The 25,761-nt window shown below is 47.6% G+C and carries 22 protein-coding genes and 2 pseudogenes; 4 read left to right on the forward strand and 20 right to left on the reverse strand.

The genetic code is table 11. From position 1 onward, the window contains the following. Positions 1 to 15: 15 nt before the first annotated feature. From liaG to MKZ04_RS12935, 5 genes are all read right to left on the reverse strand, one after another. Complete coding sequence (gene liaG / locus MKZ04_RS12915; RefSeq protein WP_101561490.1) at positions 16 to 879, reverse strand: LiaG family protein; 864 nt, start codon at positions 877 to 879, stop codon at positions 16 to 18. 106 nt (positions 880 to 985) lie between these two features. After that, positions 986 to 1,669: a stress responsive protein LiaH gene (liaH, locus tag MKZ04_RS12920; protein WP_341046074.1), complete on the reverse strand. Its 684-nt coding sequence runs from the start codon at positions 1,667 to 1,669 to the stop codon at positions 986 to 988. A 20-nt stretch (positions 1,670 to 1,689) separates the two neighbouring features. Beyond that, positions 1,690 to 2,076 (reverse strand): protein liaI, encoded by a 387-nt coding sequence (locus MKZ04_RS12925; RefSeq protein WP_023856236.1) that lies wholly within the window; start codon positions 2,074 to 2,076, stop codon positions 1,690 to 1,692. Positions 2,077 to 2,248: 172 nt separating this feature from the next. Continuing rightward, on the reverse strand, positions 2,249 to 3,202 hold the full coding sequence (locus MKZ04_RS12930) for a pectinesterase family protein (protein ID WP_197407105.1): 954 nt from the start codon (positions 3,200 to 3,202) through the stop codon (positions 2,249 to 2,251). A 131-nt stretch (positions 3,203 to 3,333) separates the two neighbouring features. Continuing rightward, positions 3,334 to 3,912: a cob(I)yrinic acid a,c-diamide adenosyltransferase gene (locus tag MKZ04_RS12935; protein WP_149169296.1), complete on the reverse strand. Its 579-nt coding sequence runs from the start codon at positions 3,910 to 3,912 to the stop codon at positions 3,334 to 3,336. 185 nt (positions 3,913 to 4,097) lie between these two features. Between MKZ04_RS12935 and MKZ04_RS12940 the strand changes: the two genes are divergently transcribed. Then, entirely contained in the window at positions 4,098 to 4,844 is a 747-nt protein-coding gene (locus MKZ04_RS12940; protein WP_020452903.1) for an SDR family NAD(P)-dependent oxidoreductase, read from the forward strand. Positions 4,845 to 4,893: 49 nt separating this feature from the next. On the opposite strand, the pseudogene MKZ04_RS12945 reads toward MKZ04_RS12940, so the two are convergent. The 8 genes and pseudogenes from MKZ04_RS12945 to MKZ04_RS12980 form a co-directional block, all read right to left on the reverse strand. After that, positions 4,894 to 5,234 (reverse strand): annotated as a pseudogene (locus tag MKZ04_RS12945) (4-hydroxythreonine-4-phosphate dehydrogenase PdxA); the annotation flags it as partial. A 103-nt stretch (positions 5,235 to 5,337) separates the two neighbouring features. Next, positions 5,338 to 6,516, reverse strand: coding sequence for a sialidase family protein (locus tag MKZ04_RS12950; protein WP_043054464.1), 1,179 nt, complete (start codon positions 6,514 to 6,516; stop codon positions 5,338 to 5,340). Beyond that, entirely contained in the window at positions 6,516 to 7,919 is a 1,404-nt protein-coding gene (locus MKZ04_RS12955) for a sodium:solute symporter family protein (protein WP_025809865.1), read from the reverse strand. Before MKZ04_RS12955 ends, MKZ04_RS12950 begins: the two co-directional genes overlap by 1 nt. A gap of 68 nt (positions 7,920 to 7,987) precedes the next feature. Continuing rightward, complete coding sequence (locus MKZ04_RS12960) at positions 7,988 to 9,157, reverse strand: iron-containing alcohol dehydrogenase (RefSeq protein ID WP_023856244.1); 1,170 nt, start codon at positions 9,155 to 9,157, stop codon at positions 7,988 to 7,990. 4 nt (positions 9,158 to 9,161) lie between these two features. After that, on the reverse strand, positions 9,162 to 10,064 hold the full coding sequence (gene dapA / locus MKZ04_RS12965) for a 4-hydroxy-tetrahydrodipicolinate synthase (protein WP_101561485.1): 903 nt from the start codon (positions 10,062 to 10,064) through the stop codon (positions 9,162 to 9,164). Positions 10,065 to 10,253: 189 nt separating this feature from the next. Continuing rightward, on the reverse strand, positions 10,254 to 11,537 hold the full coding sequence (locus MKZ04_RS12970; RefSeq protein ID WP_020452909.1) for an ABC transporter ATP-binding protein: 1,284 nt from the start codon (positions 11,535 to 11,537) through the stop codon (positions 10,254 to 10,256). Next, on the reverse strand, positions 11,530 to 12,594 hold the full coding sequence (locus MKZ04_RS12975) for a FecCD family ABC transporter permease (RefSeq protein ID WP_026580097.1): 1,065 nt from the start codon (positions 12,592 to 12,594) through the stop codon (positions 11,530 to 11,532). Before MKZ04_RS12975 ends, MKZ04_RS12970 begins: the two co-directional genes overlap by 8 nt. Further along, entirely contained in the window at positions 12,557 to 13,507 is a 951-nt protein-coding gene (locus MKZ04_RS12980; protein WP_023856248.1) for an ABC transporter substrate-binding protein, read from the reverse strand. Before MKZ04_RS12980 ends, MKZ04_RS12975 begins: the two co-directional genes overlap by 38 nt. Positions 13,508 to 13,888: 381 nt before the next feature. Between MKZ04_RS12980 and MKZ04_RS12985 the strand changes: the two genes are divergently transcribed. Together MKZ04_RS12985 and MKZ04_RS12990 are read left to right on the forward strand one after the other, a co-directional pair. Next, complete coding sequence (locus MKZ04_RS12985; protein WP_341046081.1) at positions 13,889 to 14,569, forward strand: GntR family transcriptional regulator; 681 nt, start codon at positions 13,889 to 13,891, stop codon at positions 14,567 to 14,569. Between the two features lie 97 nt (positions 14,570 to 14,666). Further along, positions 14,667 to 15,458, forward strand: a complete 792-nt coding sequence (locus MKZ04_RS12990; protein WP_020452913.1) for an SDR family NAD(P)-dependent oxidoreductase — start codon at positions 14,667 to 14,669, stop codon at positions 15,456 to 15,458. Positions 15,459 to 15,501: 43 nt separating this feature from the next. Here the strand turns inward: MKZ04_RS12990 and MKZ04_RS12995 are convergent. Continuing rightward, positions 15,502 to 16,197, reverse strand: a pseudogene (locus tag MKZ04_RS12995) (MOSC domain-containing protein). Between the two features lie 190 nt (positions 16,198 to 16,387). Here MKZ04_RS12995 and MKZ04_RS13000 point away from each other — a divergent pair. Further along, positions 16,388 to 17,296 carry a LysR family transcriptional regulator gene (locus MKZ04_RS13000; protein WP_050820787.1) on the forward strand — a complete coding sequence of 303 codons (909 nt, stop codon included), beginning with the start codon at positions 16,388 to 16,390 and terminating at the stop codon, positions 17,294 to 17,296. Positions 17,297 to 17,333: 37 nt separating this feature from the next. Here the strand turns inward: MKZ04_RS13000 and MKZ04_RS13005 are convergent, their stop codons facing one another. The 6 genes from MKZ04_RS13005 to uxaC all read right to left on the reverse strand — a co-directional run bounded on the left by MKZ04_RS13005 (position 17,334) and on the right by uxaC (position 25,594). Beyond that, entirely contained in the window at positions 17,334 to 18,644 is a 1,311-nt protein-coding gene (locus MKZ04_RS13005; protein WP_216919549.1) for a glycoside hydrolase family 28 protein, read from the reverse strand. A gap of 13 nt (positions 18,645 to 18,657) precedes the next feature. Continuing rightward, the gene (locus MKZ04_RS13010) at positions 18,658 to 20,148 is read right to left on the reverse strand and encodes a UxaA family hydrolase (RefSeq protein ID WP_328038167.1); all 1,491 of its coding nucleotides are present in this window, start codon (positions 20,146 to 20,148) and stop codon (positions 18,658 to 18,660) included. Further along, entirely contained in the window at positions 20,148 to 21,611 is a 1,464-nt protein-coding gene (locus MKZ04_RS13015; RefSeq protein ID WP_105979812.1) for a tagaturonate reductase, read from the reverse strand. Before MKZ04_RS13015 ends, MKZ04_RS13010 begins: the two co-directional genes overlap by 1 nt. Before the next feature lie 58 nt (positions 21,612 to 21,669). Then, on the reverse strand, positions 21,670 to 22,668 hold the full coding sequence (locus tag MKZ04_RS13020; protein ID WP_020452919.1) for a LacI family DNA-binding transcriptional regulator: 999 nt from the start codon (positions 22,666 to 22,668) through the stop codon (positions 21,670 to 21,672). 80 nt (positions 22,669 to 22,748) lie between these two features. Further along, positions 22,749 to 24,131, reverse strand: a complete 1,383-nt coding sequence (locus tag MKZ04_RS13025) for a glycoside-pentoside-hexuronide (GPH):cation symporter (protein WP_391509522.1) — start codon at positions 24,129 to 24,131, stop codon at positions 22,749 to 22,751. 41 nt (positions 24,132 to 24,172) lie between these two features. Next, entirely contained in the window at positions 24,173 to 25,594 is a 1,422-nt protein-coding gene (gene uxaC, locus MKZ04_RS13030) for a glucuronate isomerase (protein ID WP_039073017.1), read from the reverse strand. Positions 25,595 to 25,761: the final 167 nt, after the last annotated feature.

A 25,761-nucleotide genomic window follows, 5' to 3' on the forward strand; every position in this document is an offset into this window, starting at 1 on the left:
CTTTCTTTTTGTTGATTACTCAATTGAGACATTCCCGCTCGTGATGGAGATGTCGATTTTATTTTTTCCATTTCCTTTTTTTCCAGTCAGTGTCCGCTTTTCATTGGCAACTTGATCAAATGAATAGGAATGACTGATATTTCCGCTTGTCGACTCGGCTTTAAGACTGATGTCGGCATCATCGGGAAGTTTAAGCTTGGTGTTTCCGGATGTTTGTTTGATGCTCAGAGGATCATTGATCTCTGTAAAAGAAGCGCGCAAATTGCCTGAAGTCTGTTTGATGCTCAGTCTGCCGGTGACATTTTCAAGTTTTGTATGACCGGATGTGGAGCGGATGTCGCCTTCTGTGGTTTGAACGTTTTCCAGCCTGACCGACCCCGAGGTCCCTTTTACAGAAAGGTCTACCGCCTGAAGATCATCGGCCTTGAGGCTGCCGCTTCCCGACTTCAAGGCTACATTTCGCAAATGCAGACCGCCGCCGGACAGTTTGACATTTCCGCTTCCCGAAGAAATCGCCAGATCTTCTTTATATTCAGAAGGAATCTTGACAATCAGCTCTTTTTTACTCCAGAAAAACGGCCAAAAGCCCTTCGAATCAGCGGAAAGCCGGAGTGTACGCCCCTGTTCAGACGAATCAAGCCGGACGTTTTTTCCCGAAATCTCAGCTTTTATATCATCGCGGTTTTCAGCTTGAATGTTGACTGTTATGCTCTTTGCATCAATGTCAATTTTATCGATGTCTTTTCCCTGTGCATGATATGTGCGGGCTGACTCGTCATCGAAGCCGAAGAATGAAAAGCCTTCGCGCCCATTCAACATCATCCCGGCAAGGATAAGAATGCCGGCGATAATCAGCAGTTTTCCAACCGTTTTTTTCATTTGGATTACCCTTTCGGCTAGTAAGTGTATGCTCCTTATTATAAGGAAAATGATCTATGAAAGAAATCAAAAATTGCATAAGGGGCCTATGAGAGCCCCTATTCGTTTACGCATTTCCCGCAGGCGTCTGCTTTTCCAAGCCTGTCTTTTTAGCCCTCATTTTTTCCAGCTCTTCTTCTACCTCTTTTGCATATTCAAGGCGGCCGAATGGGCTGCTTGATGAAGCGGATAATTCAGCATAGCTGTTCGCCTTTGTTTCCATCTCTTCAATGCGGTTTTCCATTCTCATAAATTCCCGGTAGGCGCTTTCGCTGTCGATTTTATTAAATGATGCATTCATATGTTCTTTCGCTTTTACCGCGTTTGCCCTGGCGATCAGCGCATGCTTGCGGTCTTTGACATCGCGCAGTTTAATTTCGAGTGTCTCAAGCTGTTCCTTTAATTCGGCAAGCTGCTTTTTCGCGTGCTGGTGAGCGTCCTTATATTCGGCAGCTTTTTCTACAAAATACTTCATTTCTGAGAGCGCCTTTTTAGCAAGTTCTTCTTCACCCGCATCAAAAGCGAGCTGAGCCTGGTTTCTTCGCTTGACAGCAAGCTTTTCGGCTTCTTCCACTTTTCCTTTAAAACTATGTTCAATTGTCTGCTGCTTGACAATGGTATGCTTCGCCTTAGCGATATCACTTTCCATGTCGCGTACGTATTGATTCAGCATCACCCGGGGGTTCTCAAGTTTATCCAATCCTTCATTTACTGATGCGACAAACATGTCTCTGATTCTTTTTAAAGCCATGATCTCGTCCTCCTAAAATATTATTTATTCTTTTTCAAAAAGTCTTCCCACTCTGCATCAAAGCCTGTGTCATATGAAGCTGCAGAAGGCTCCGTTTTCTCTGAATAAAGGATGTCATTCTGTTTGTCATCCTGCTTCATCATTTTCCATCCGAAATAAACCATCGCTGCAGCAACCGCGATGCCGATCAGAAACGGCAATGACCCTCCCAAAAACATGATGCCGAAGATCGCGGCCAGTACCGCGGCAAACTGGCGCCCTTCCTTCCATTTTTTCACGGAATAGAATAGAAGCAATGCTCCAATAGCACCTGTAACCAATCCGCCGAAATGGCCTCCGCCGAAAAACAGGGAGACGCCAAAAAGGATTAGAAAAAAGCCGATGATGGACTTTCCATTTATATTCATATTTGCTCCTCCTTTCTCGTTCATGTCTTTACTATAGTCAATTTCAGGCTTCGACAAAACGAGTCACAGATTGATTTTGCAGTACGACCCTAGTCGTACTGCAAATCGGACCCGCTCGCATAAAAAGACCGCTCATCTCAGCCAGAGAGCGGTCTTTCTGCACGTTGCCTTGCTATGATTCAACTTTAGGATTCCAGCCGTCCAATACGTTTTCAATTGTCCATTTCTCAGCCTCATGATCGGCAAGCTGCTTTCGATCCTCATGTGATATCGCACCAGGACCCGTATTCTCGTATTCATACAATCTGGCATCGGCTGCCGAAAAGCCCGACATATCCGTCCATCCTTCAGGCTTGATGTGTGCGCCTAAATCGCAGCGGTGATATAGTACACTGGCGATGGCGTCGGGGTCTCCTCCCGGATGCCAAGGGCGCCCGAGGTATACCGTTCCATCTGCGGCATCGCTTGTCAGTCTGCAGTTTGTCATCAATAAACCGAACGGCTTTGCGATATGCGTGCTCGCAGCTGTTACATAACCGTTATTGGTAGCGGACCCGCGGCCAGCGCTATGGATCTGGCACTCTTCAAACACTGCTCTTGCTCCTCCGAAAATGAAATCGACATCGCCTTCTATATAGCATTGATAAAAATATTGTGTACCGTCATTGACAAACAGTGTATCTTGTCTGCCTATAAACCTGACATGTTTGAACGTCATCCTGTTTCCTTTCGCATAAACCGCCACCGCTTGTGTATCGGTCGTATCGACTTTCGTGCGGTCGAACGAGTTTTCAAACGTCAGATTTTCAGCTTCAACATGATCCGCATAAATAAACACGCTTGAACTTCCGGTCGTGCCGTATTTCCCTCCTCCTTCCTTTTCTTTTCCGGCATAGTTGTCATACGTAATCACAGTCTCGTAACGATCTTCGCCGATCAGCTTCACAAACGGCTTTGTAGCCGGAATATGAACGACTTCTTTGTAAACTCCTTTTTTAATGAATATCACTTTCTGTTCCCGACTGTACTCAGGCAAAGCATCGATCGCCTCTTGAATGGTTTGAAATTCGCCGTCTCCATCCTTCGAAACCGTCAGCCTTATAGCAGCTGCCTCCCGATTAACCACTTGAACACTCCCTCTCTTTGAAAACGCTTACTTAAAGGTTTACGACAAAAAGCCGTTTTCCCCTGCCGGAAAACGGCTTGATTTGATCAATCGGCCCATTTCTGTTCGATAACGATTGGCGGATTTCTCATTCATGAGTTTTTCTTTGTCCGGAATACATCAGCGCTTCGTTCATATTCGACATCCACTTCCCCGAGCCGGTGATTGACAATGCGCGCCGCCGCAAATAAATAATCGGACAGCCGGTTGACGTATGGCAGCGCAAGCGGCGGAATGTCTTCTTCTTTGGCCAAAGCGACAATCTTTCGTTCAGCTCTTCTGATGACCGTTCTCGCCGCATGCAAAAATGATGCCGTTTCTGTTCCGCCCGGAAGAATAAACTTGGTCAGCCGCGGCGCTTCCTCGACATAGGCATCAATTCGTTCTTCAAGCATGGTGATTGATTCAGTCTTGAGCTTGCCTTCTTCCTGAACATTGACATACGCCAAATCAGTGCCGCAGTCGAACAGCTCATGCTGGATGGCGGTCAACTCTGACAGAACATCTTGAAACAGCGCTTCTTCTGCTTTTAAATAAGACTGAGCCAGCCCGATGAAACTGTTTGCTTCATCCAATGTGCCGTACGCTTCCACTCTAAGATGATCTTTATCCGCCTTTCCGCCAATTAAACTCGTTTTTCCCTTATCGCCTGTTTTTGTGTATAGTTTCATTTCATTCTCCCTTCTTTATTACTTGTTTCTATAGTATACCCTGTTTCTAACGACTGCAGGAATTGTTCCATTATGAAACAAAAAAACGAATAGCAATCATCAAAATAAAGTTTTGTTGAATAAAGAAACACTCAATTTTATAATAGACATGAAAACGGTTTTATTCAAAGACAGGTGGGATGAGGATGGAATTGAATCAGCAAACGGCGATTATTACCGGTGCAAGCCGCGGCATCGGCAAAGCTGTTGCAGAGACGCTTGCGGATAAAGGGGCAAATGTCGTCATCAACGGGACAAACGAAGAATTGCTCAAGTCCCTGTGCACACAATTGAATACTGAGAGAAAGCGCGCTTCTTATGTTGCAGGTGATGCCAGTTTGCCAGAAACAGCCTCGCTTCTCATAGCTGAAGCAAAACAGCAGTTTGGGCGGATCGATATTTTGGTCAACAATGCGGGCATTAATTTGCGGAAAACGACCATTGATACATCGCTTGAAGAGTGGAAAAGAGTGATAGATTTAAATTTAACCGGCACCTTTCTCATGTGTCAGGCTGTCATCCCGGAGATGATCATGCAGGGCGGCGGAAAAATTGTAAACATGAGCTCAACGACGAGCAAAACACCGCATCACAATGCCTCTCCTGCTTACGGTGCATCGAAAGCAGGCATCAACTATTTAACGATGCATTTGGCAAAGGAGCTCGCTGCACACCGCATTTATGTCAACGCCGTCTGCCCGGGACCGATTGAAACGGATATGAGCAAGCAGTGGAGCGAGGAGTATCGCGCAGCTGTCATGGAGCGGATTCCGCTGAAAATGATCGGCTCACCCGAGCATGTCGCAAACGTTGTCGCCTTCCTAGCCTCTGATCAATCTGATTTTATAACGGGCGAAACCATTAATATTAACGGCGGCACCTACATGAACTAAAAAGAAGAGCCTCCTTAACTGGAAGGCTCTTCTTTTATATATATGCCGCTCAAGCGTACCGGACGGACAGCACGATTGCTTGTCTCACTGCTTCTTCTAAACTCGCAGGATCAGCTTTGCCGGTTCCCTCATTATCAAAGGCTGTTCCATGGTCAACACTCGTACGGATCATCGGCAGGCCGACTGTAATGCTCACACCGGCTTTAAGGCCAAGCGGACCGAATGCCTGCGTTCAACGCTAGGAACAATTTTCTCTTCTCCTTCTCCATGTCCAAACAAACCATTCTCACTGCCATGGGGGGTAATACCGCATACGGCGATTTTCGGCTGCGGAATGCCTGCGCGAATGAGCGTGTCATACGCCAATTGAATTGTCGTGTACACCCGTTTCACATCACGAGGGAGTCCCTTCAAACGATTGGGACAGCCTCTCGAACTTAAATCATAAATGATATACCCTTCATTCCATCAAGTGCCGCGCGCTCAAACGGCTTTATTCTTGGCTGGCAAAGGCCCATGTTTGCGGAACACGTACATATTTAATCGCCTGACGGTAGTACGTAAAGGCAATATGCAGATCACCGTCTTTCCCCTGCTTGATCGACGGATAGGAAAATTCGCGGTTGAGCTTGTCTTTTGAGTTGTTCGTCATCGCATAACCATCGCCGACTTCGATGTTTCTTTTGACAGGCCATGTGATGCCGCCGTCCTGTGAAAGGGCCAATGTCATCGGCGCCCTCGGAGCTCCCCAGAAGGCAGGTCGCGCTTCTGTGTCAACACCTGTTTTTGTATCATCCTCATCCTCAATTTCATCGTATAAAGATGCTCTTCTTTCGGTCGTTTCATTCGCATTCATATGATTGTATACGAGAGCAAGCGTCCCATCTTGAAGCGCTGTAAATTGAATGGAGGAGTTGTTGTTCGGCAGCTCCGTCGGCTCAGGCTCTGACCAGGTGCGGCCGTTATCAATAGAGCGGCTCAAATAAATCGAGTCTGCAAAACGGCTTCTAAACAGCGCAAGCAATGTGCCGTCGCGCAGTTTTTCAATATTCATATGAACACAGCCCGTACTGCCCGGCACCTTCACTTCCTCCCACGTCTTGCCTTTATCAGACGAAATTTTCACCGCGCTGATGTCACGGTTTCCAGTCCATTTCACGCCCGGCAAGGTGATGCAGTAAAAGACAGGCAGCAGCCAATCGCCGTTATCCAGAACAATGAGCGGCTGGCGGATAAAAGTCCCGGCTTCGGCAAACAATGTGTCAATCTTACTCCATGTCCGGCCTCTATCGTCTGAAGTCCGGTATCTGACAATCGCTGTATCCTGATTGCCGGAAAGCTGTGCCGTATACATAAGCCAAAGCCGGCCGTCAGGCTCTTGAAAAAGCACAGGATTTTGTTCGGAGCGGGAAGGATCATCTGACAGCTTTTCTGCCTGTGTCCACTCATCGCTTCCTCTTTCAAGCCTTGACATGTAAATCGATATATCAGGGATGCCTTCCTGCGTTCCCCCAAACCAGACGCACAACAGATCACCATTATCCAGCTCCAGCAGGTTGGCTGCATGGTTTTGCGGGCAGTCTGTCGGCAAAAACGCATCCTTTCTGGCCGGGTCAGTTTTATTTTCTCTGATGCGCCCATCTATCGGCAGGGAAGTTTCACTTTGTTTCATCACAATTCCTCCTCCACATTTGACTCTTTTTTCGCAGGCGAGCTGATCAGACGGTCTAATACGAGCACAATAAACGGGACAATGATGGCGATGTACATGTTATCGATGCCAAACGGATTGTCCAGCAAATACCATACCGTCGTCGTAATACCTGAAAGCGTCAGACCAATTGTTGCTCCGCGGTTTGAATTGAAATATGGCAAATAAAAGCCCATCGCCGCCACAACGGCAATTGATGTCCGAAGCGCCCTCGTAAAGAAAGAAAGCGTTAACAATTCAGGCGCCAGCGCAACGCCGAGCAGCGGAATAAAACCGATGATAATCGAAACATATCTCGTGATTTTCATGCGCTGTTCCGGTGTCGGGTTTGCTTTCGGCACATAAAAATCATCAATGATCAGCGTCGTTGTCGCCAGCGCAACCGTCGAAACGCCGACGAAAATAGACGCCACAAGGGATGTCGCCACAACCGCGCTCAGCACAGGATTCATGTGCTGCATAAACACCGGGAATGCGTAAATTGGATCAATATCCGGGTACAAATACCGTGCAGCAACGCCGATGACTCCAATGGCAATCGCAAGCGGCAGACAAAGCAGCGCTGCATACAGCGTCGACTTCTTTGCATCTTTCTCACTTTTCGATGATGTAATAGCCTGTATAATAAACTGAGTCGCGAAAATCGCCCCCATGTTGCCGATAAACCAGGCGCCGATTGTCCCCCATCCGATGCTGCCGTCCCAAGTGAAGAAATGCTCCGGCAACTGCTGCGTCATCGGCTCCCAGCCTTTTGTCAAATAGAGGGCAACCCCTAAAGTGATCAGAACCCCAGCATATTTAACAAGAGAATGCAAAATCGTCACCCAGGCAACGCCCTTCATTCCGCCAAACGTAAAATAAAAGGTGCTGACAATCGCTGTAATGATCGCACACGTCATCAGCGGCAAACCTAAAATAGACGAAATTGCCGCCGATCCGCTTAAATAGTTTCCAAGATTCACAAGTAAAAGGGCTACAATCATAATGATAGAAACGACTAGCTTGGTCGAACGGCCAAACTTTTCACTAATAATGCCGGAGATCGTATATTGGCCTGTTTTATAAAATTTCCCGGCTAAGAAGTAGGAAAAAATAAAAAATGCAATCGAGACCGTTACAATCGACCATGAAGCCGCTAAACCATGTGTATAAGCTGATTCAGCGGTCCCAATTGTCGATTTGGTGCCGATGAATTCACTCATCAGCAGAATGCCGACAACAATCGCCGGCAGCGTTTTGGCAGCATTGTTGAATTCCGAACTTGATTTACTGCGAAACCGCATCGTCAGCCACGTCGTAAAAAGAATGTAAACCACAATCACTGCCAAAATAAACGTTATGATCGAACCGCTTAAGACATCCACCCAAACTCCCCCTTTGTTTGTGAGCCATTTACAGGCTCATGGTGAAAACCATGTACAGATCCCGGTACCTACATATCCAGCAATTTCAAATAGACGGCTTCAATCTCCGCAATGGACATCGGCTTTGGATTGTTATCCATGAGCCGTTTGACGTCGGCTGCCGCCTCCGCAAGCGATGGAACATCCTCTTTTGATACCCCGAATGTCTTTAAATTTTGCGGAATGTTCAAATCAGCGGTCCACTCTTCAATTTTCCGTATGACCCGCTCTGCTTGACTTGCCTTCGAACCCTTTGGTTCAATTCCAATCACGCCAGCCACATCCGAAAGACGGTCAATCACATGATCCGCATTGAATGCCGTTACATGCGGAAGCAGCATTGAATTGGCCACCCCGTGCGAAATTTTGTATTTTCCCCCGAGCGGGTAAGCCATCGCATGAACCGCCGCTGTTCCTGCGCTTGTCAAGGCCATTCCGCCATACATGGCGCCAATGAGCATTTTTTCTCTCGCTTCCAGATTATCTCCATGATGGTAGGCCTCCTGAATACTGGAGGAAATCAGTCTCATAGATTCAAGCGCAAACATGTCGCTGAATGGGTTTGCTTTGTTGGAAATATAGGATTCGAGTGCGTGTGTAAATGCATCCATTCCGGTTGCAGCTGTGATCGCTTTTGGAAGACCGGTCGTCAAAACCGGATCTAAAATCACAACCGACGGCAGCAGATAGGGACTGACCATACCAATCTTTAATTCTTTCTCCGGGAACGTCACAATCGCATTCGGCGTCACCTCTGACCCTGTTCCGGATGTTGTCGGAATCAGCACAAGCGGAACGCCGGGCTTTTCAACAAGATTCGTGCCAATCAAAGCAGAAATCGGTTTTTCATTTGTTTTCAGAACAGAGAGGATTTTAGCCGCATCTAGCACACTGCCTCCGCCAATTCCTAGAATCGCGTCATGGCCTCCTTCAGAAAAAAGCTGAAAAACCTCTTCGATATTTTGTTCCGTCGGCTCCGGCTGTATATCGGTGTTAATTTCACTTGAGATGCCTTTTTCGGCCAGCACCTCTTTCATTTGGTCTGCATAGCCGAGAGAAACGATCGACGGCTGAGTTAAAATAAACACCGAACGAATCTGATTCAAGCCGGTCTGATCTAAGTGATCGCCAAGCAAATTGAGTGAATGTGCACCAGCCTCAATTCGGGCGGCCGTTTGAAAATGATAAAGCGTCTTCATAACCTCACTGCTCCTTTGCCATTTTTACTTCAATTCCGTAGCCTTCGAGCATCTTTTTTACTTTTAGCAGCGGCTCTCCCGACAGCTCTGCAATCGGACTTTTAGGCGGCCCGACGGCAATGCCGGCAAGCTCTGCTGCTTTTTTTAGCGGTGCCGGCAGTGAACCGAGTGAAAACGTATCACGAATTGGTTGCAGCTGCTGTTGATAGCGCTCGCTCTCTTCAATGTTTCCTTGTTTAAAAGATTCATAGATTGAAACAACGGTTTGCGGAAGCACATTGGCTGTGGCAGCTACAGCACCTGTTCCACCCGCCTTCAATGTGTCTAAAATCAATGAATCAGTTCCTGCCAGGACGGAAAAGGACTGTTCTTTTGTACGCTCAAGATACGCCTTAATATTGGCGAAGCTGCCGCTGCTGTCCTTAATGCCGATAATGTTCGGCAATGCCGCAAGCCTTTCAACCGTTTCGGGCTCCAGTGATACGCCTGTTCTCGACGGAATGTTGTAGAGCAGGACGGGAAGCGTGACATTTTCAGAAACCGTGCGGAAGTGCTGATACAATTCCTCCTGCGAAGGTGCGACAAAGTATGGCGTAATAATCGAAAGAACATCCGCTCCGATATCCGCCATTTGATTGGATAAGGAAATGGTCGCCTCAGTACTGTTTTCTCCTGCCCCGATGAAAACAGGCACTCGTTTATTAACCGCTTTTACAACTGTTTCAGCAATTTGAAGCTTTTCCTCTTGCGAGAATAAATGAAATTCGCCATTTGTCCCTAAAGCAAAAATGCCATGGACGCCTGAATCAATAAGATCATTCACCAGCTTTTCGGCTGCGCCCGCATGAAAAGCCTGTTCTTTTGTAAGCGGTGTCAGTATGGCAGGGATAATCCCCTCTACTTTCAAGTGATCTCGCCTCCTTTGTTGCATTTTTAAACATTTAATTAGTAAAACGCTTTCACAAATTTTATTATAAAGGTGTTATGATTCATTTAACAACACATTTTTTCGAATTCGGGACAAAAGAATGAAACCTCACCTTCAGCTGATGCGTTTTAAAACAATAAAAAAACCTGTCCAAAGACAGGCCCAAATTTAACCTTTTAAAACTTTCACACAAGCCGCTGTTTTATTTTGAATTTCTGTAAAAAAGGCAGTTTGATACGCTGACCGGCCGGATTGAGTGGCCGCTACAAGCACATCGCTGCACGGAATATGGTGCTCGGCTGCGGCATTTGCTGCAGCACTTATCGCCGTTACAAATTGACCATCTTGCAAACAGCCGTCAACTAACACCCATATGATCAAACGCCCCGCCGTATCTTTCATACCGACGATGCAAAGATCACCCTTTTCCGACACAATATGACAGTCAGCCAATTCAGCATCATGTTGGATAAACAGCGTTTCCTGTTCATAGGCTGACAGGTCATGCGGCAATCCAGAGTTGTTTCCGCTTGCGAAGACAAGCTTTCGTCTCCATGCAAAGCCTGTTTCAGAGGACAGAAGACGCAGCGGGCGGTCTGCCGAAAATGCGATGCCATGCGGCAAATATTGTTCAATCCGCTCTTTTAAAAAGAGGGGCTCGGTTTTCTCCGGGATGGTTTTCGCCTTGATCGTAAACTGCGGATTTGCACGCTGAGGATGGTCCAGCGCTGTGATGCCCGTATCATACACTCTTCCGATACCCTCGGCAGAAAGGGCGGCTTCCGGGCGGTCAAGAACTTCCGCCTTTCCATCTTTCAACAACAGCAGGCGGTCACAGTATAAACTCGCAATATTCACATCATGAAACACCCCGACCACTGCGAGTTTGGATGCAGCCGTTTCTTGTTTCATTAAATCAAGCAGACTCTTTTGAAATGACAAATCGAGAAAACTCGTCGGTTCATCAAGCAGCAAATATTCGGGTTCCTGGGCAAGTGCCTGTGCTAAATACACCCGCTGCTGCTCTCCGCCGCTCAGCTCATGAATGGATTTTTGAGCGAAACGAAGCGTGTCTGTCTGCTTCATCACCCTCTTCACGATATCATGGTCTTCCGCTGTCAGCTGCCGAAAAAGGCCTGATTGATACGCGTAGCGGCCAAACTGTACCGTTTCCTCCACCGTAAAGGAAAAGGCCTGCTCCGTTTTTTGAGGAAGGACCGCCATTTTGCGAGCGAGCTCCTTCGTTTGGTACGCCCCGACTGAACGGCATTCAAGCAGCACCTCGCCGCTTCGAGGCGCGATTGTTCCCGACAACATTTTCAGCAAAGTAGTTTTTCCGCTGCCGTTCGGACCAAGAATTCCTAAAAATTCACCCGGCTTTACAGCAAAGCTGATGTCCTGTAAGACATCCGTTTTTCCGTAGCCGCCGGACACACGGATGACATCAATCATGAATTCGCCCTCCCCGGTAGCGCCGAATCAAAATAAACCCGAAAACAGGCGCTCCTATCAGTGCGGTAATAATACCGATCGGCAGCTCGGACGGCTCAATGATGGTTCTCGACAAAAGATCTGACAGCACAAGGAACGAAGCACCGTTCAGCATCGAGAGCGGCAGAAGATGACGGTGATCCGTAATAGAGAAAAGCCGGATAAAATGCGGAATGACGAGACCGACAAAGCCAATGGTTCCAGACACAGCAACCGCACTGCCAGTTAAAATAGCTCCCGCCAACAGAACGACATACTTACTTCGCTTCACATTCACACCGAGGAGCCTCGCTTTTTCCTCGCCATAAGTCATCACATTCAGTTCTCTCCCGCTGATCAAAAGCGCGGCAGCACCAACCGCAAAAAAGGGCAGAAACAGCGCGATATAACCCCAGCCTCTCATCGATACACTGCCGAGCAGCCAGTGGACGATCGGTTTTAAATCATCGCCGGTCAATGCGATCATGAGAGAAATAAGCGCACCCAAAAAAGAACTGAAGATGATTCCTGTCAAAATCAAAGCAGACAGGGTCAATGAAGGGTGTACGAGCCGCGCAAAGAACAAAACCAAAAAAATCACGACAACGGCCGCGGCAACGCTTAAAAACGGCAGTGTAAAACTTCCGATCACCGGCAGCTGAATCCCAAAAAACAGCGTGACCACTGCACCGACGGCCGCGCCTGACGAAATGCCGAGCGTATACGGATCTGCGAGCGGGTTTTTCAAGAGCCCCTGAAACCCGGCTCCCGCAGCAGCAAGCCCCGCGCCGACAAGAGCGGCCAGCACCACCCTCGGCAGTCTGATTTTCATGATGATGTTCGCCTCTGTCGGATCGGGATTTAACCCTTGAATACCAAACCATTCGTTCAAAAAAACCTTGATAATAGAAGGAATGGGAATCTCCAAAGATCCGATAGAGATTCCCATAAGAACAGATGCCGACAGAAACATCAGGCTGAAGGCATATGCCGCGAAGCGGTTATTTTTTAAAAACGTCAGGGTAAATATGTTCAGCAAGCTCTTCGACCCCTTTGATCAATCGCGGCCCCGGACGGGTCACGAGGTCAGGGTCCACGTCGTATACTTCGTTATTTTTGACCGCTTTTACACCGTTCCAGCCGCTTCGTTTTTTAATTTCGCTGACTGCGGATTTACCGTTTGTCGTCACGATCGCATCGGGATTCAGCTTGACGATCGCTTCTTCCGTTATTTTGGTCCAGCCTTTCTGCGCGGAAGCGGCATTTTCCGCATGGATCGCTTCAAGCATTTCATCCATAAAGGTGCCTTTTCCGGTCGTATAAATGTCCGGAGCCGGAGACACTTCGACAAATACTTTCTTTTGATCGTCTTTAGATATGCCGGCAGCTTTTTCTTTTATGTCAGCCAGGTCAGATTTCATGCCCTTGATCAGGCTTGCCGCTTGATCCTCTGCACCGGCAGCTTTTCCGATCATTTCGATGGACTGGTACGCCTCTTTAAAAGAGGCCGCATCATTCACGGTCACCACCGTAATTCCTGCATCCTCCAGCTGCTTTAGTCCTTCTTTGGCACTCTGCATGCTCGATGCGTGAGCCAAGACCAAGTCGGGATTTAACGAAATGATTTTTTCTGTGTTGAATTCCATGCCCCCGATTTTTTCAACGTTTTTCACTTCTTTTGGATATGTATCAAAATCCGTCACGCCGACGACTTTCTTCCCCAGGCCAAGGGCGTATGTAATTTCGGTATTGCTCGGCATCAGAGAGACGATTTTCTTCGGTTCTTTTTCAATTTTGACCTCTTGTCCTGAAGCATCTTTTATGGTGACCGGAAACGCTTCAGCCGCCTTCTCCTGTTTTTGCTGTTCTGCCGGCTTTTGCGCTTGACCGCAGCCGCTAAGAACGCCGGCGGCCAACAGCAGTGACAGCAATAAAAGCCCTAACTTCTTCATTCTGCTTCCTCCTCGGGATAAAATAAAAACATCTCTACTCAGTAAAGATGCAGTAAACCAGGAACGTACAAAAAAAGAGCACATCGCTTATACCGCATCTGTCTTCGCAGATAACGCGGTCATCATCCAGGCGGTTATTCCGGCTTGCGGTTGATCGCTCCCGGCCCGCCGAACTGCTCGCGGGGGGCTCTCTCGCCGGCTCCCCTATTAGCCGCTTCTGGGCAGCGCCTTTCTGACTCATTCGTGTCCTAATTTCGGAATTATTATACTATAATCGACACAGGTCTGTATATGAGATTCTGAAAAGGAGATTTTCAACTGAAAAACGTTGTTTTTGCTAAAGTATTTACGATATATTGCATATAGAGAAAGGGTGGTTTTATGCCGATACCGAAAAACTATACGCCGCAGGTCAGACTTTCAGCAAAGGAAAAAGCGTTTCATCAATTGCAGCGCTGGATTGTCGACGGAACCCTTGAACCCGGCGAAAAAGTCACGGACGTCGATCTGGCCGAAGCGCTCGGCGTCAGCCGCACACCGGTCAGAGAAGCGCTTCAGCTCCTCGAATCTCAAGGCTTTGTGGAAATGAAGCCGGGAAAAGAAACAAAGATCACGCTTATTCATCCCGATGATGCGCTGGCCGTCTATCCCCCGCTCGCACATCTTCAGGCTCTGGCGGCAGAACTGGCAACGCCGCTTTTGACTGAAGAAGAGATCACCGAGCTCAAAAAACTCGCGGCTCAATACGAAGCCGCTTTTAAAGAGGAGCGGAACCACGATGCAGCTGAACTGGACGAACAGTTCCACCATTTGATTACTGAAGCGGCTAAAAACCCGTATGTTCTTCAGTTTTCCGCCGTTCTGCAGCTTCATGTCAGACGGATGAAGTATGTGTTTTTCAATCGGCCGTCTGCTCCGAAACTGCAGTCCGCCGCCGAGCATTGGGAAATCATCGCCGCTTTTGAAAAAAACGATCCGAAATTGGCGGCTGAAATGATGAAAAAGAATTGGCTCCGTCCGATGGAAGATATTCATAAGATTTTAAAAGACAAGGAACAATAAAACGACAAGCACGATTTTCGACCGAGGTATCCAGCTGCGATATACTGTTCATTAGATGTTTTTTCATCTTAACTCTTAAAACAAGGATTGATGGCATATGGATTTACAGCTGAAAGACAAACTCGTACTCGTGACAGGTTCTACTGCAGGTATTGGAAAAGCAACGGCGGAAGCCTTCTTGGCGGAAGGGGCCGAAGTCATCGTGAACGGACGGACAGAAGAAAAAGTCCAGTCAGTCGTTGAGGAACTTTCCCGGCACGGAAACGTTCACGGCATTGCCGCTGATTTATCCGCTCCTGAAGAAAGCATGGCATTGGTCGAAAAAACCGCTAAAATCGGGGAGCTTGATGTCCTCGTCAATAATATGGGCTTCTTTGAAGTGAAGGATTTCACAGAGGTGACAGACGAAGAGTGGCTCAAATATTTTGAAGTAAACGTTTTAAGCGCAGTCAGGCTTTGCCGCGCGTTTCTGCCGGCCATGCTGAAGCGTAATAAGGGAAGGATTCTCAATTTGGCAAGCGAAGCCGGCATCAAACCGCTTCCGCAGATGATCCCTTATTCAATGACGAAAACCGCTCTGATCAGTTTATCAAGAGGTTTGGCCGAAATGACGAAAGGGACAAATGTGACGGTCAACTCCGTCCTTCCGGGACCTACCTGGACGGAAGGCGTCGCCAATTATATGGAGGGTGCCGCAGCTCAGGAGAAAACCGATTTAGACACTTTTGTCAAAGACTATTTCAAAGTGAATGAGCCGACTTCTTTGATTCAGCGCTATGCAAAACCGGAAGAAGTGGCAAGTACGATCGTCTATCTCGCTTCCGAAAAAGCTGCGGCCATCAACGGTTCCGCTCAAAGAGTGGAAGGCGGAATTATCCGCTCCATTTAACAGAAATCCTCTGCCGATCGGCAGAGGATTTTTTCCTTTTGGGTTAAGATCTCTTCTCCAGACCTCCCGTCAGCCTTTCGCGGTCATCCGGCTCAAAACCGTTAAGCCGCTTTAAACATGATGCCCGCCAATTTGCCGACAGTTCCTCCACCTCGAGAAGTTTTTTGATGCCCTCAATATTGTTCTTTTCATGATGCTTGATGCGATTTGCGTAAGAAATCGTGATGCCTTTAGGGTGGCGTGAGATTCGTTTCAGACCACGATCCTTACAGACGAACCCTTCTTTCAGCACGCGAAAGTAAAAACCCGTAAATCCGGTGTTCTGTACCTTCAGTATCATATCGGGCATACCTTACCTTACGGTTAGTTTATAGCAAGGCTGCCTTGGCTGGCTCACCTGTACAACAGCTTCACCCAGCTGAAAGATATCGCCGATATGAACGTCATCCTCCAGCAGACCCTTGATCGTTAAATTTTCGCCAAATGCTCCGTATTCCAGCTTTCTTTGCAGTTCCTTTTCCCAAAAGAGATAATGTTCATACGGATAGACACACACTGCTTTTTCCGCGCCACCATGATGAACGAGATCCCCCTGCCCGTCCCCCGCAAAATTAGTAGATGACAGGAAGATAGGGCCGCTTGCCGGCTTCTTGTATATTCCGGTAGACACAGCTTTATTTTGAAACTGAATTGCCTCTGGCTTCCCTACATTGATCGAAAGGATATCGGCATATTCCATTCATATCACCTCTTACATTCAAATGTCCTGCAGACGGCAGCGGCCGAACAGCAACGCTGCACATCTCTTTTGAGATTTAAGTATAATCGACCTCTTATCATAAAACCATTCAATCGTTATTATAAAAACAATAGGTTAAACCTATCGTTGAGTTTCGTCTGTTTTTTATAATGGAGAGAGGGAAAAAGCATTGGAGCTAAAGCAATTGGAATATTTCATGGCATTGTGCCGGGAGCTTCATTTTACCCGTGCCGCCGAAAAACTGAATATCGCTCAGCCCTCGCTGAGCCAGCAAATCCGTTTGCTTGAACATGAAATCGGAACGCCTTTGTTTAATCGTTCAGGCAAACGCACCGTAATGACGGAAGCGGGAAAGATTCTGCTTCAGCACTGTTACAATATCTTTCATGAACTGTCACAGGCGCAAGACGCAATCAGCGAGCTCCAAGGTTTAAAGAGGGGAACGCTAAAAATCGGGGCGCTGTTGACCGTGGTTAATTATTTGCTTCCCCGGACCGTGATCGAATTTCACCGCAGCTACCCCAATATTGAATTGTCTGTTTTAGGGCTGAGAACCGGAGATATTTACGACCAGCTGCTGCAAAATGAGCTCGACTTGGGCATTGTAGCCCAGCGGGTGGAACACAGTGATCTGGAAACCGTTCCATTCCTTACCCAGCAGCTCGCCCTCGCAGTGCCTATTGACAATCCGGTTGCAAAACGGCAGTTTGTCACGCTTGACGTGTTAAGGGAGATTCCATCCATTTTGCTGCCTGAGACGTATTTTTTGCGGCAGCTGATCAACGAAAAGTGCCGCACGTTTGGATTCGAACCTCGGCCAGTCATGGAAATGACAACGATGGAATCGATCATGAACATGGTTGGTAAAGGCATTGGCGCCACCATTTTGCCGAAAGGCTATCTCGATGATATTGGAAATAAATCCATTCAGACGATTCCGATTCAAATGCCGGATTTGACGACGGAAATCAGCATCGTTTACCGTAAAAACAAGCATATGTGCGCTGCAAGCCGGGTGTTTATTGAACTGCTGATTTCCTCGGTCAAAAACGAAACCGCTGATGCGCCGCCGCGTTAAAAGAAAGATCCTCTGCATGTCTGCAGAGGATCTCTGTTTAGACTTCGTGTGAATCATAGCGTTTTCCGTTAATATACAGATTCGAAAAAACAGGGTCTTTCACATGTTTCAGTTCCATCGGAATATCGACGCCGTCGATCTCGGAATCAGTCACTTTCAGACCGGTGACTGGAGAATGATCGTACGCCAGCACCCTGATCCCGTATTGTCCGCCCATGCTTTTCAGCTGCTCAACATCAATGTTGCGGACGACGGGCTTGAAATCTCCGGCGTCCCCTTCTTCATATTCCATATCGATGGCGATCACTTCGCGCTTCAAGCTTTTGACCGTATTTTTGTGAAAGTAGATGTTTTCAAGAACACCGCCGCGCACCGAATTCGTTTTAATGCGGAGGGCTCTGTCCAAGTTCGGGCTGTCCATGAGGTTTCCCTCGGCGATGACATTCTTCACGCCGCCGGAAATTTCGCTTCCGATCGTGACCCCTCCATGCCCGTCTTTCATTTCGTTATGTTCAATGACAATGTTCTCCGATGGCATGTTGATCCTTCGGCCGTCGGCGTTTCTTCCCGATTTGACGGCGATGCAGTCATCTCCATTATCAAAATGGCAGCCCTTGATCACCACGTTTTTGCACGATTCCGGGTTGACTCCGTCGGTATTCGGACCGTGTCCGATGACCTTGATTCCGTCCACTGTCACATTCTCGCAAAGCACGGGATGAACTTGCCACATCGGCGAATTCAGCACGGTGACACCTTGAATCAAAATATCTTTGCAGCGATACGGCTGAATGAAGTTCGGCCGCAAATAATGCCCTTTTCCAAACTGCCGCTCAGTGACCGGGACACCGCGCTCAGCCATTTCAAACAAAGCATTTCGGTCTTTTTCCTGTGAAGACTGGCCGTTCGTTCCCCTTTTCCACGGCCACCAATGTTCGTCATCACCTTGGCCGTCAAGCGTGCCCTTTCCGGTTATTGCAATATTTTCGGCTTCGTAAGCATAGATGAGCGGTGAATAATTATAGAGCTCGACGCCTTCGAACCTCGTCAGCACAACGGGGAGATAATCTTCCGGGTTCTGACTGAATTTGATCACCGCTCCTTGTGCAAGATGAAGCTCCACATTGCTTTTCAGTCTGAGTGCACCGGAAAGAAACACGCCTTCAGGAACTGCTACTCTTCCACCGCCTGCTTTGTGGGCTTGATCAATCGCCTTCTGTATCGCTCCCGTCGCATCCTTTTTTCCGTTTCCGTCAGCCCCAAACGCTGTAACATCAAATGATCGATCAGGAAATACCGGAACCTTCAGCGTCTTTAGAATCTCGTCTTTTATTTTCTGCAGACTCACGTTACCGCCTCCTTTACAATGTAACGCCTGTTTTAAATATCGCAAGCTCCCTGAAATCGTTTATCTCATTGTTCAGCTGCCTGCCGCCCGCGACTTCGATCAAATATGCTGTCAACTCTTTCAAAACGTCATCTTCTGACCGGTTTTCGAGCACCCTTCCCGCATTAAAATCGATCCAGTGGCGCTTCGCCTCATAAATCGCTGTATTTGTCGAAATTTTCATCGTCGGCACAAAGGTGCCAAAAGGCGTGCCCCGCCCTGTCGTAAATAAAACGATTTGACACCCTGCAGCGGCCAGTGCGGATGAAGCAACAAGGTCATTTCCCGGAGCGCTCAGCAGGTTCAACCCGTTCTTTTTCAAAACGTCCCCGTATTCCAGAACATCCGTCACCTTTGAAGTGCCGGCTTTTTGTGTACAGCCGAGCGACTTATCCTCCAATGTCGTAATGCCGCCTGCTTTGTTGCCCGGAGACGGGTTTTCATAGACGGGCTGCCTGTGATCGATAAAGTACTGTTTAAAATCGTTGATTAAGCGGACGATTTTATGAAACACTTCCTCATTTTCAGCCCGCTCCATCAAAAGCGTTTCCGCTCCAAACATTTCAGGCACTTCTGTCAAAACCGCCGTTCCCCCTTGGGCGATCAGAAAATCGGAGAGCCGGCCGAGCAGCGGATTTGCGGTAATGCCGGAAAATCCATCAGATCCGCCGCACTTCAAACCGATCTTCAGTTCAGAAAGCGGGACATCTTCACGCCGGTCACCTTTTGCATGCTCATAAATTTCTTTTAACAGTTTGACGCCTTCCGTGACTTCGTCTGATACTTCTTGAGAAAGCAGGAACTTGACCCGGCTGTGATCATAATCGCCGAGCGCTTCGCGGAATTCATGGATGCTGTTGTTTTCACAGCCAAGTCCCAGCACAAGGACACCGCCTGCATTCGGGTGTTTGACGGCATTCGCCAAAATCGTTCTCGTGTTGATATGATCATCGCCAAGCTGTGAACAGCCGTACTGATGCTTTAATACGTGAACGCTTTCAAAAGGGACGATAGAGCCGACCTCAGCTTTAAATTCTTTGATGATCAGCTCTGCAATGCCATTTACACAGCCGACAGTCGGTACGATCCATAGCTCGTTTCTGATTCCCGTTTTTCCGTCTTTTCGTTTAAAGCCTTTAAATGTGAGCGGTTCTTTTTGATAGCGGTTTTCCGTAAATTTCGGCTTGTAGCTGTATTCTTCGACACCGCCCAAATTCGTTTTCGCATTTTTTGTATGCACCCACTCCCCCGTCTGAATCATGTCAGTGGCGTGCCCGATCGGAAAGCCGTATTTGATGACGTCTTCATTTTCAGCGATGTCTTTTAAAGCAAACTTATGGCCTTTCAAAATCGTTTCCTTGATCACGATGGTCCGTTCTCCTGCAGTGACCGTTTCACCGGTTTGCAATTCTCTTAACGCAATGCCGACATTATCTTGAGGATTGATCATCAAGCAGTCTTTCATCACATGTCCCCCAGCTCAGCCATTTGGCTGTTCATCATTTTTTTCAGCGCCTTCCTCATTCCCGTTTGTTTCATGTCCCTTAAATATTCAGCCGTCTTGTCCGTCAACCCGGAAACGTCGTTCAGGTTTTGCCCCCATACTTTTTCAAACCCGAGAACATGGAACGCGATGTTTGAAACGTCTGTCTCTTCTGTCCAGAGCCGTTTGAGAAAAGCCAGCACCTCATCGTCGTCAGACAGCGGAATGGCCTCATCTTCCCGTTTTCCTTGGTAAAAATAAATTAAAGCGCTTAAAGCAAATACGGTTCGAGCCGGAAGTTTGCCAGTTCGTTCCGCATATTCCATTAAGACGGGCAAATTTCTGACTTTGAATTTTGCAAAGGAATTTAAGGAAATATCGATCAGCTTGTGACGGATAAACGGGTTTTTAAAGCGGTCGAGAATCTCTTCCACATAGGCGTCAAGCTCACTGCCGGGCATATCGATCGTCTCGAGCACTTCACGCTGAATCAGCTCTTTCACAAATGATCCGATAAGTTCGTCTTCAGCCGCTTCACGAACCGTCTCAAGGCCTGCCAAATAAGCGATCGGCGTCATCGCGGTATGGGCGCCGTTTAAGATTCTCACTTTTCTCACCCGGTACGGCGTCACATCTTTGACAAACTCGACATTCAGACCGGCCTCATGAAGCGGAAGCTCGTCTGGAAGCCATTTCGGCCCTTCAATCACGAACAAATGATACGGCTCCGCCGTCACCATCAGAGAATCGCGATAGCCGGCCGCGTCTTCAAGCCGGTGTGCATTTTCTTGCGGGAATCCCGGTACGATCCTGTCTACAAGCGTATTGCAAAACACATTTGACTCCTCAAGCCAATCGATGAACCCCTGTTCAAGCGCCCATTCGTTCGTATAGCGCAGCACAATGTCTTTCAGTTTTTTCCCGTTATCTTCAAGCAGCTCACACGGGAGGATCACCAGGCCTTTTTCCCTGCTTCCCTGAAAAGTCAGGTAGCGTCTGTATAACAGCGCAGTCAGCTTCCCCGGATAGCTCTTCTGCGGACGGTCGGACAGCCGGTCTTCCTCGATATATATGATGCCGGCCTCTGTCGTATTTGAAAAGACAAAGCGCAAATCCGGCAGATCGGCCAGCTTCATAAATTCATCATAGTGTTCATAGCTGCTGACGACTCTGCTGATTGTTGTAATGACAGCAGAATCGCGAACCTCCCGTCCTTCCCGGAAGCCTTCAAGATAAAGCGTGTAAAGCCCATCCTGTTCTTGAAAGGCCGTTACTGAGCCGCGGCGCGGAGGCACAACGACGGCGCTGCCGTTAAAATCGGTTTCTTCATTCAATCTATGAATCTGCCAGTCAATAAACCCCCTCATAAAGTTACCTTCCCCGATTTGCAAAATCCGTTCGGGACGGCTCGGCTTAGACCTTATCCGTTTGGACAGCCTCTCCATTTCAATTCCCTCCTCATTTTTGCACACGTTCACATTTTACAGCGCATCAAAAATGATGCTATAGATGCTTAACTGAATTGCGAATGATCAGCTCCGTGCCGATGAGCGTCTGCCTGCCTTCTGCCTGCGGATTTTCGATCAGTGACAACAGGCTTTCCGCACCAAGCATGCTGATTTTTTCCGTCGGTTTTTTTACCGTCGTTAATGACGGTGTCGTATACGCCGAAAATCCGCTATCGTCAAAGCCGATGATCGACATATCGTCAGGACAGCGTTTCCCGTTTGCATAAAGGGCGTTCATCGCGCCGATCGCCATATCATCATTGGCGCAAAACAGGGCTGTCGGAGGGTTCTTCAGCTTCAGCAGCGTTTCAGCCGCACGAAAGCCGCTTTGCATCGTATAATCACCTTGAACGAGGTATTCGCCGGGCATGTCAAGATTTGAGTCGCGAAGCGCTCGAAGAAAGCCTCCTTTTCTTTCTTGAGACGATTTAAAACTTTCTTTCCCCTGCACCATGGCGATCCGTCTGTGGCCGTTTTTGATCAAGTATGAAGCAGCGAGGAAAGCGCCCTCGTGTTCATTCGCCAAAATATTGACGACGGAGTGCCCTTCGATTTTTCTGTTCAGCACGACGACCGGAATATTCTGTTTGAGCACATGCTCAATAAAAGCCTGATCCTGTTCGCTTTGGCTGATTAAAATCATGCCGTCATAGCGGTTGCGGTGAATGGATGACAAATCATGATAATCGTCAATCCCCCTGACAACCATATTATAGTTTTCATCGATCACCTTGTTGACGCCGCGCAGGATGTCTGCAAAGAAACTTGAAGACGTCCCGTCTGTCAGGCTTGTTAAAAACAGACCGATCGTAAAAGACTTTTGCGTAACAAGGCTTTTCGCATTAAAATTCGGTTTATAATTCATTTCGGCTGCGATGTCGAGTATTTTCTTTTTCGTGTTCTCTTTTATCAGCGGACTATTGTTCAGCGCTCTGGATACTGTGGTGTGCGATACATTCGCCAGCCTGGCGATATCTTTAATCGTTACTGACATTGTTTTTTTACCCGCCTTTTCTTGCTGTTGTTACCATCAGTTTACCATATCAAAAGCGCTTTTTAGAAAATGAAATTCCGCTATGGTCTCGCTTCGATTTCCGCGATCATTTCGGCATGCTTCTGATCTGTCAGACGATACAGGTAGCCGAGAACGAGAATGGCCGCCGTCAGCGCCGCTGCAGGATACAAAAGGAGTATCGCTTTAATGCCGAGCAGCGTCCCCGCTTTTTGGGCCGCATTCGGCACATAGCCGATAATGCTGAGACCGATCCCCGACAGGAAGCCGGAGAGCGACTGAGCCAGCTTTCTCGAAAAGTTAAACAGCGAGTATACCGTTCCTTCTTTCCGTTCCCCTGTTCTCCACTCGCCATAATCGATCGCGTCTGATACAAATGCCCAGGTGATACCGTTCGGAATGCTGATGCCGATAAAGGCGATGCTGGCGAGAATCGTAAAAACAAAGACATTGCCCGGTACGAAAAAATTGATCAGATCCGCACAGACGGAAACCGCGAGCCCCAAAATAGCGGTATGCTTTTTCCCGAACAGCTTCACGAGCTTCGGCAGCATGATGACGCCGATAAAGGATGAGCCGATGATGATAAAGTTCATGTAGGCCATCAGTTCGGCGTTGCCGAGGTTATACTGTGCGAAATAAATCAGCATCGCAGATTTAAGGTTATAGGCTGAAATCGTAAAAATGGTCATGAATATAAGCGTAAGGAGCGGTTTATTCGTAAAAAACGTCTTTGATATTGCTTTGAATGTCACTTTTTCCTGTTTGTACTTCTCATCTTTTACGACAATCCGTTCCTGGCAGTTTCTATAGCAAATGTAGAAAAACAACACACCGAGAAAAGACATCAGCCCCATGACGACCGGATAGGCAACCGCAGGGTTGTCAAACCTGACGATCATCGGAATGACAACAATGCTCGTCACAAACAGGGCGCCCAGCGAGCCGGCCTGTCGAAAGGAAGCAAGCGAAGTCCGCTCCACCGAATTTTGCGTCATGGCCGCCCCGAGCGAGCCGTAAGGGATGTTGACAAAGGAATAGCCGAGGCCCCAAAGCATGTATGACGCATAAGCGTATATGAGTTTGCCCGTCGGTGACAGATTCGGCGAGATGAAGGTCAATATCGTCAAAATCGCGAGCACAAAGCTTCCGTATAGCAAATACGGCCTGAATTTGCCTTTCGGCCCGATATTCTTCCTGTAGTCGATCGATGTTCCCACAATCGGATCGACAAAAGCGGCAAAAAGTTTGCTCACAAGAAAAATGCCTCCGGCCGCTGCCGCCGGAATACCGGCAACATCCGTAAAAAACTTCAAAAGATAGAGCTGTCCAAGGTCAAACATAAATCCGTTCCCAAAATCTCCAAAACCGTAAGAAACCTTTTCTTTTAAACTTAATTTCTCTTGAGTGACGGTGACTGTTTCGGTTTGTTTGTTCGTCGATATTTCCATGAAAAAGCAGCTCCTCTGCTAGCCATTTTGTGACTCTATGCTTTCAAACGATCTTTCACTTCAAACTGGAAATAGTGTTTTGCATTTTCGTAGCAGATCCCTTTGACGATCCGTCCCAGAAGCTCGATATCATCCGGCGCTTCTCCTTTTTCACCCCATGTGCCGATGACATCGCAGAGCAGGCGCCTGAAATATTCATGTCTTGTGTAGGAAAGAAAGCTGCGCGAATCAGTCAGCATACCGATAAAACGGCTCAATAGTCCGATGTTGGCGAGCGATTTCATTTGTTCGAGCATGCCGTCTTTCGTATCGTTGAACCACCAGGCGGTGCCATGCTGGATTTTCCCCGGTATCCGGCCGTCCTGGAAGCTTCCGCAAAGGCTTGAAATCACGACGTTGTCTCGCGGATTTAAAGAATACAAGATCGTTTTTGGCAGCGCGTCTTTTCGGTCAAGAGAATCGAGAAAGCTGCACAAAGGCTTTGCGATGTCCTGATCATTAATCGCATCATATCCCGTATCAGGCCCGAGCTTCCGGTACATTTTGCTGCTGTTGTTTCGGAGGGCGTTAATATGAAGCTGCATCGCCCAGCCCTTCTCCGCATAGCATGTTCCCAAATAGTGCAGGGTAAAGGATTTAAATTTGCACTCTTCCTCAGGCGAGGCGGCTTCTCCGTTCATCACCTTTGCAAAAATCGGACGCACTTCGCTTTCATCTGTTTCCGTGTACATCATTTGATTGATGGCATGATCCGATATCCGTCCGCCTAGTTCATGGAAAAAGTCAATTCTGTTTTTAAGCGCTTTCAAAAAATCGTCATAATTTCCTATCTTCATAGCGCTTGCTGCTTCAAGCTTGCTCACCCAGGCGGCAAAGCCTTCTTGATTGATTTCCAGCGCCTTGTCTGGCCTAAATCCGGGTAAAACGCTTACATTAAAGTCTTCATCTTTCAGCTTCATATGATATTCAAGACTGTCTGCCGGATCATCTGTCGTGACAACCGTTTCAACGTTTGATTTTTCAATCAAGTCTCTGGCGCCGAACCCTTCTCCGGTCAGCTGTTTGTTCACCCGCTCCCAAATATGCGGCGCGCTCTTTTCATCAAGCCGTTCATCGATGCCGAAAAACCTTCTCAGTTCCAAATGGGTCCAATGATAAAGCGGATTTCCGATCGTCATCGGAACCGTTCTTGCCCAGGCGCTGAATTTCTCTTCGTCTGACGCATCTCCTGTAATAAACTCTTCGGATATTCCATTGGCCCGCATTGCTCTCCACTTGTAATGATCCCCGTACAGCCATACTTCGGTCAGGTTTTTAAACGTTTTGTTTTCGTAAATTTCCTTTGGGTTCAAGTGGCAGTGGTAGTCGATGATCGGCATCCCTTTAGCATACTGGTGGTACAACACTTTCGACGTTTCATTCGTTAAAAGAAAATCGTCATTCAAAAACGGCTTCATAAAATCCCCACCTTTCTTTATTTAAATGTTAACGTTAACATTTTTTTGCAATACAATGTGAACGTTAACATTTAATCTTATTTTATACGAACCTCGCCTTCTTTTCCATTATTTTCTCAATATAAAAGAAGCCTAAAGGCAATAACCTTTGGCTTCTTCTTTTTCAT

The sequence above is a fragment of the Bacillus sp. FSL W7-1354 genome, from assembly GCF_038002405.1.
GTDB lineage: Bacteria > Bacillota > Bacilli > Bacillales > Bacillaceae > Bacillus > Bacillus paralicheniformis.

Excerpts from the sequence above, each read along its gene's own strand:
- liaG (WP_101561490.1), bottom strand. The coding sequence starts at position 879 with ATGAAAAAAACGGTTGGAAAACTGCTGATTATCGCCGGCATTCTTATC.
- liaH (WP_341046074.1), bottom strand. The coding sequence starts at position 1,669 with ATGGCTTTAAAAAGAATCAGAGACATGTTTGTCGCATCAGTAAATGAA.
- MKZ04_RS12925 (WP_023856236.1), bottom strand. The coding sequence starts at position 2,076 with ATGAATATAAATGGAAAGTCCATCATCGGCTTTTTTCTAATCCTTTTT.
- MKZ04_RS12935 (WP_149169296.1), bottom strand. The coding sequence starts at position 3,912 with ATGAAACTATACACAAAAACAGGCGATAAGGGAAAAACGAGTTTAATT.
- MKZ04_RS12940 (WP_020452903.1), top strand. The coding sequence starts at position 4,098 with ATGGAATTGAATCAGCAAACGGCGATTATTACCGGTGCAAGCCGCGGC.
- MKZ04_RS12950 (WP_043054464.1), bottom strand. The coding sequence starts at position 6,516 with ATGAAACAAAGTGAAACTTCCCTGCCGATAGATGGGCGCATCAGAGAA.
- MKZ04_RS12960 (WP_023856244.1), bottom strand. The coding sequence starts at position 9,157 with ATGAAGACGCTTTATCATTTTCAAACGGCCGCCCGAATTGAGGCTGGT.
- MKZ04_RS12970 (WP_020452909.1), bottom strand. The coding sequence starts at position 11,537 with ATGATTGATGTCATCCGTGTGTCCGGCGGCTACGGAAAAACGGATGTC.
- MKZ04_RS12980 (WP_023856248.1), bottom strand. The coding sequence starts at position 13,507 with ATGAAGAAGTTAGGGCTTTTATTGCTGTCACTGCTGTTGGCCGCCGGC.
- MKZ04_RS12985 (WP_341046081.1), top strand. The coding sequence starts at position 13,889 with ATGCCGATACCGAAAAACTATACGCCGCAGGTCAGACTTTCAGCAAAG.
- MKZ04_RS12990 (WP_020452913.1), top strand. The coding sequence starts at position 14,667 with ATGGATTTACAGCTGAAAGACAAACTCGTACTCGTGACAGGTTCTACT.
- MKZ04_RS13010 (WP_328038167.1), bottom strand. The coding sequence starts at position 20,148 with ATGAAAGACTGCTTGATGATCAATCCTCAAGATAATGTCGGCATTGCG.
- MKZ04_RS13015 (WP_105979812.1), bottom strand. The coding sequence starts at position 21,611 with ATGGAGAGGCTGTCCAAACGGATAAGGTCTAAGCCGAGCCGTCCCGAA.
- MKZ04_RS13020 (WP_020452919.1), bottom strand. The coding sequence starts at position 22,668 with ATGTCAGTAACGATTAAAGATATCGCCAGGCTGGCGAATGTATCGCAC.
- uxaC (WP_039073017.1), bottom strand. The coding sequence starts at position 25,594 with ATGAAGCCGTTTTTGAATGACGATTTTCTTTTAACGAATGAAACGTCG.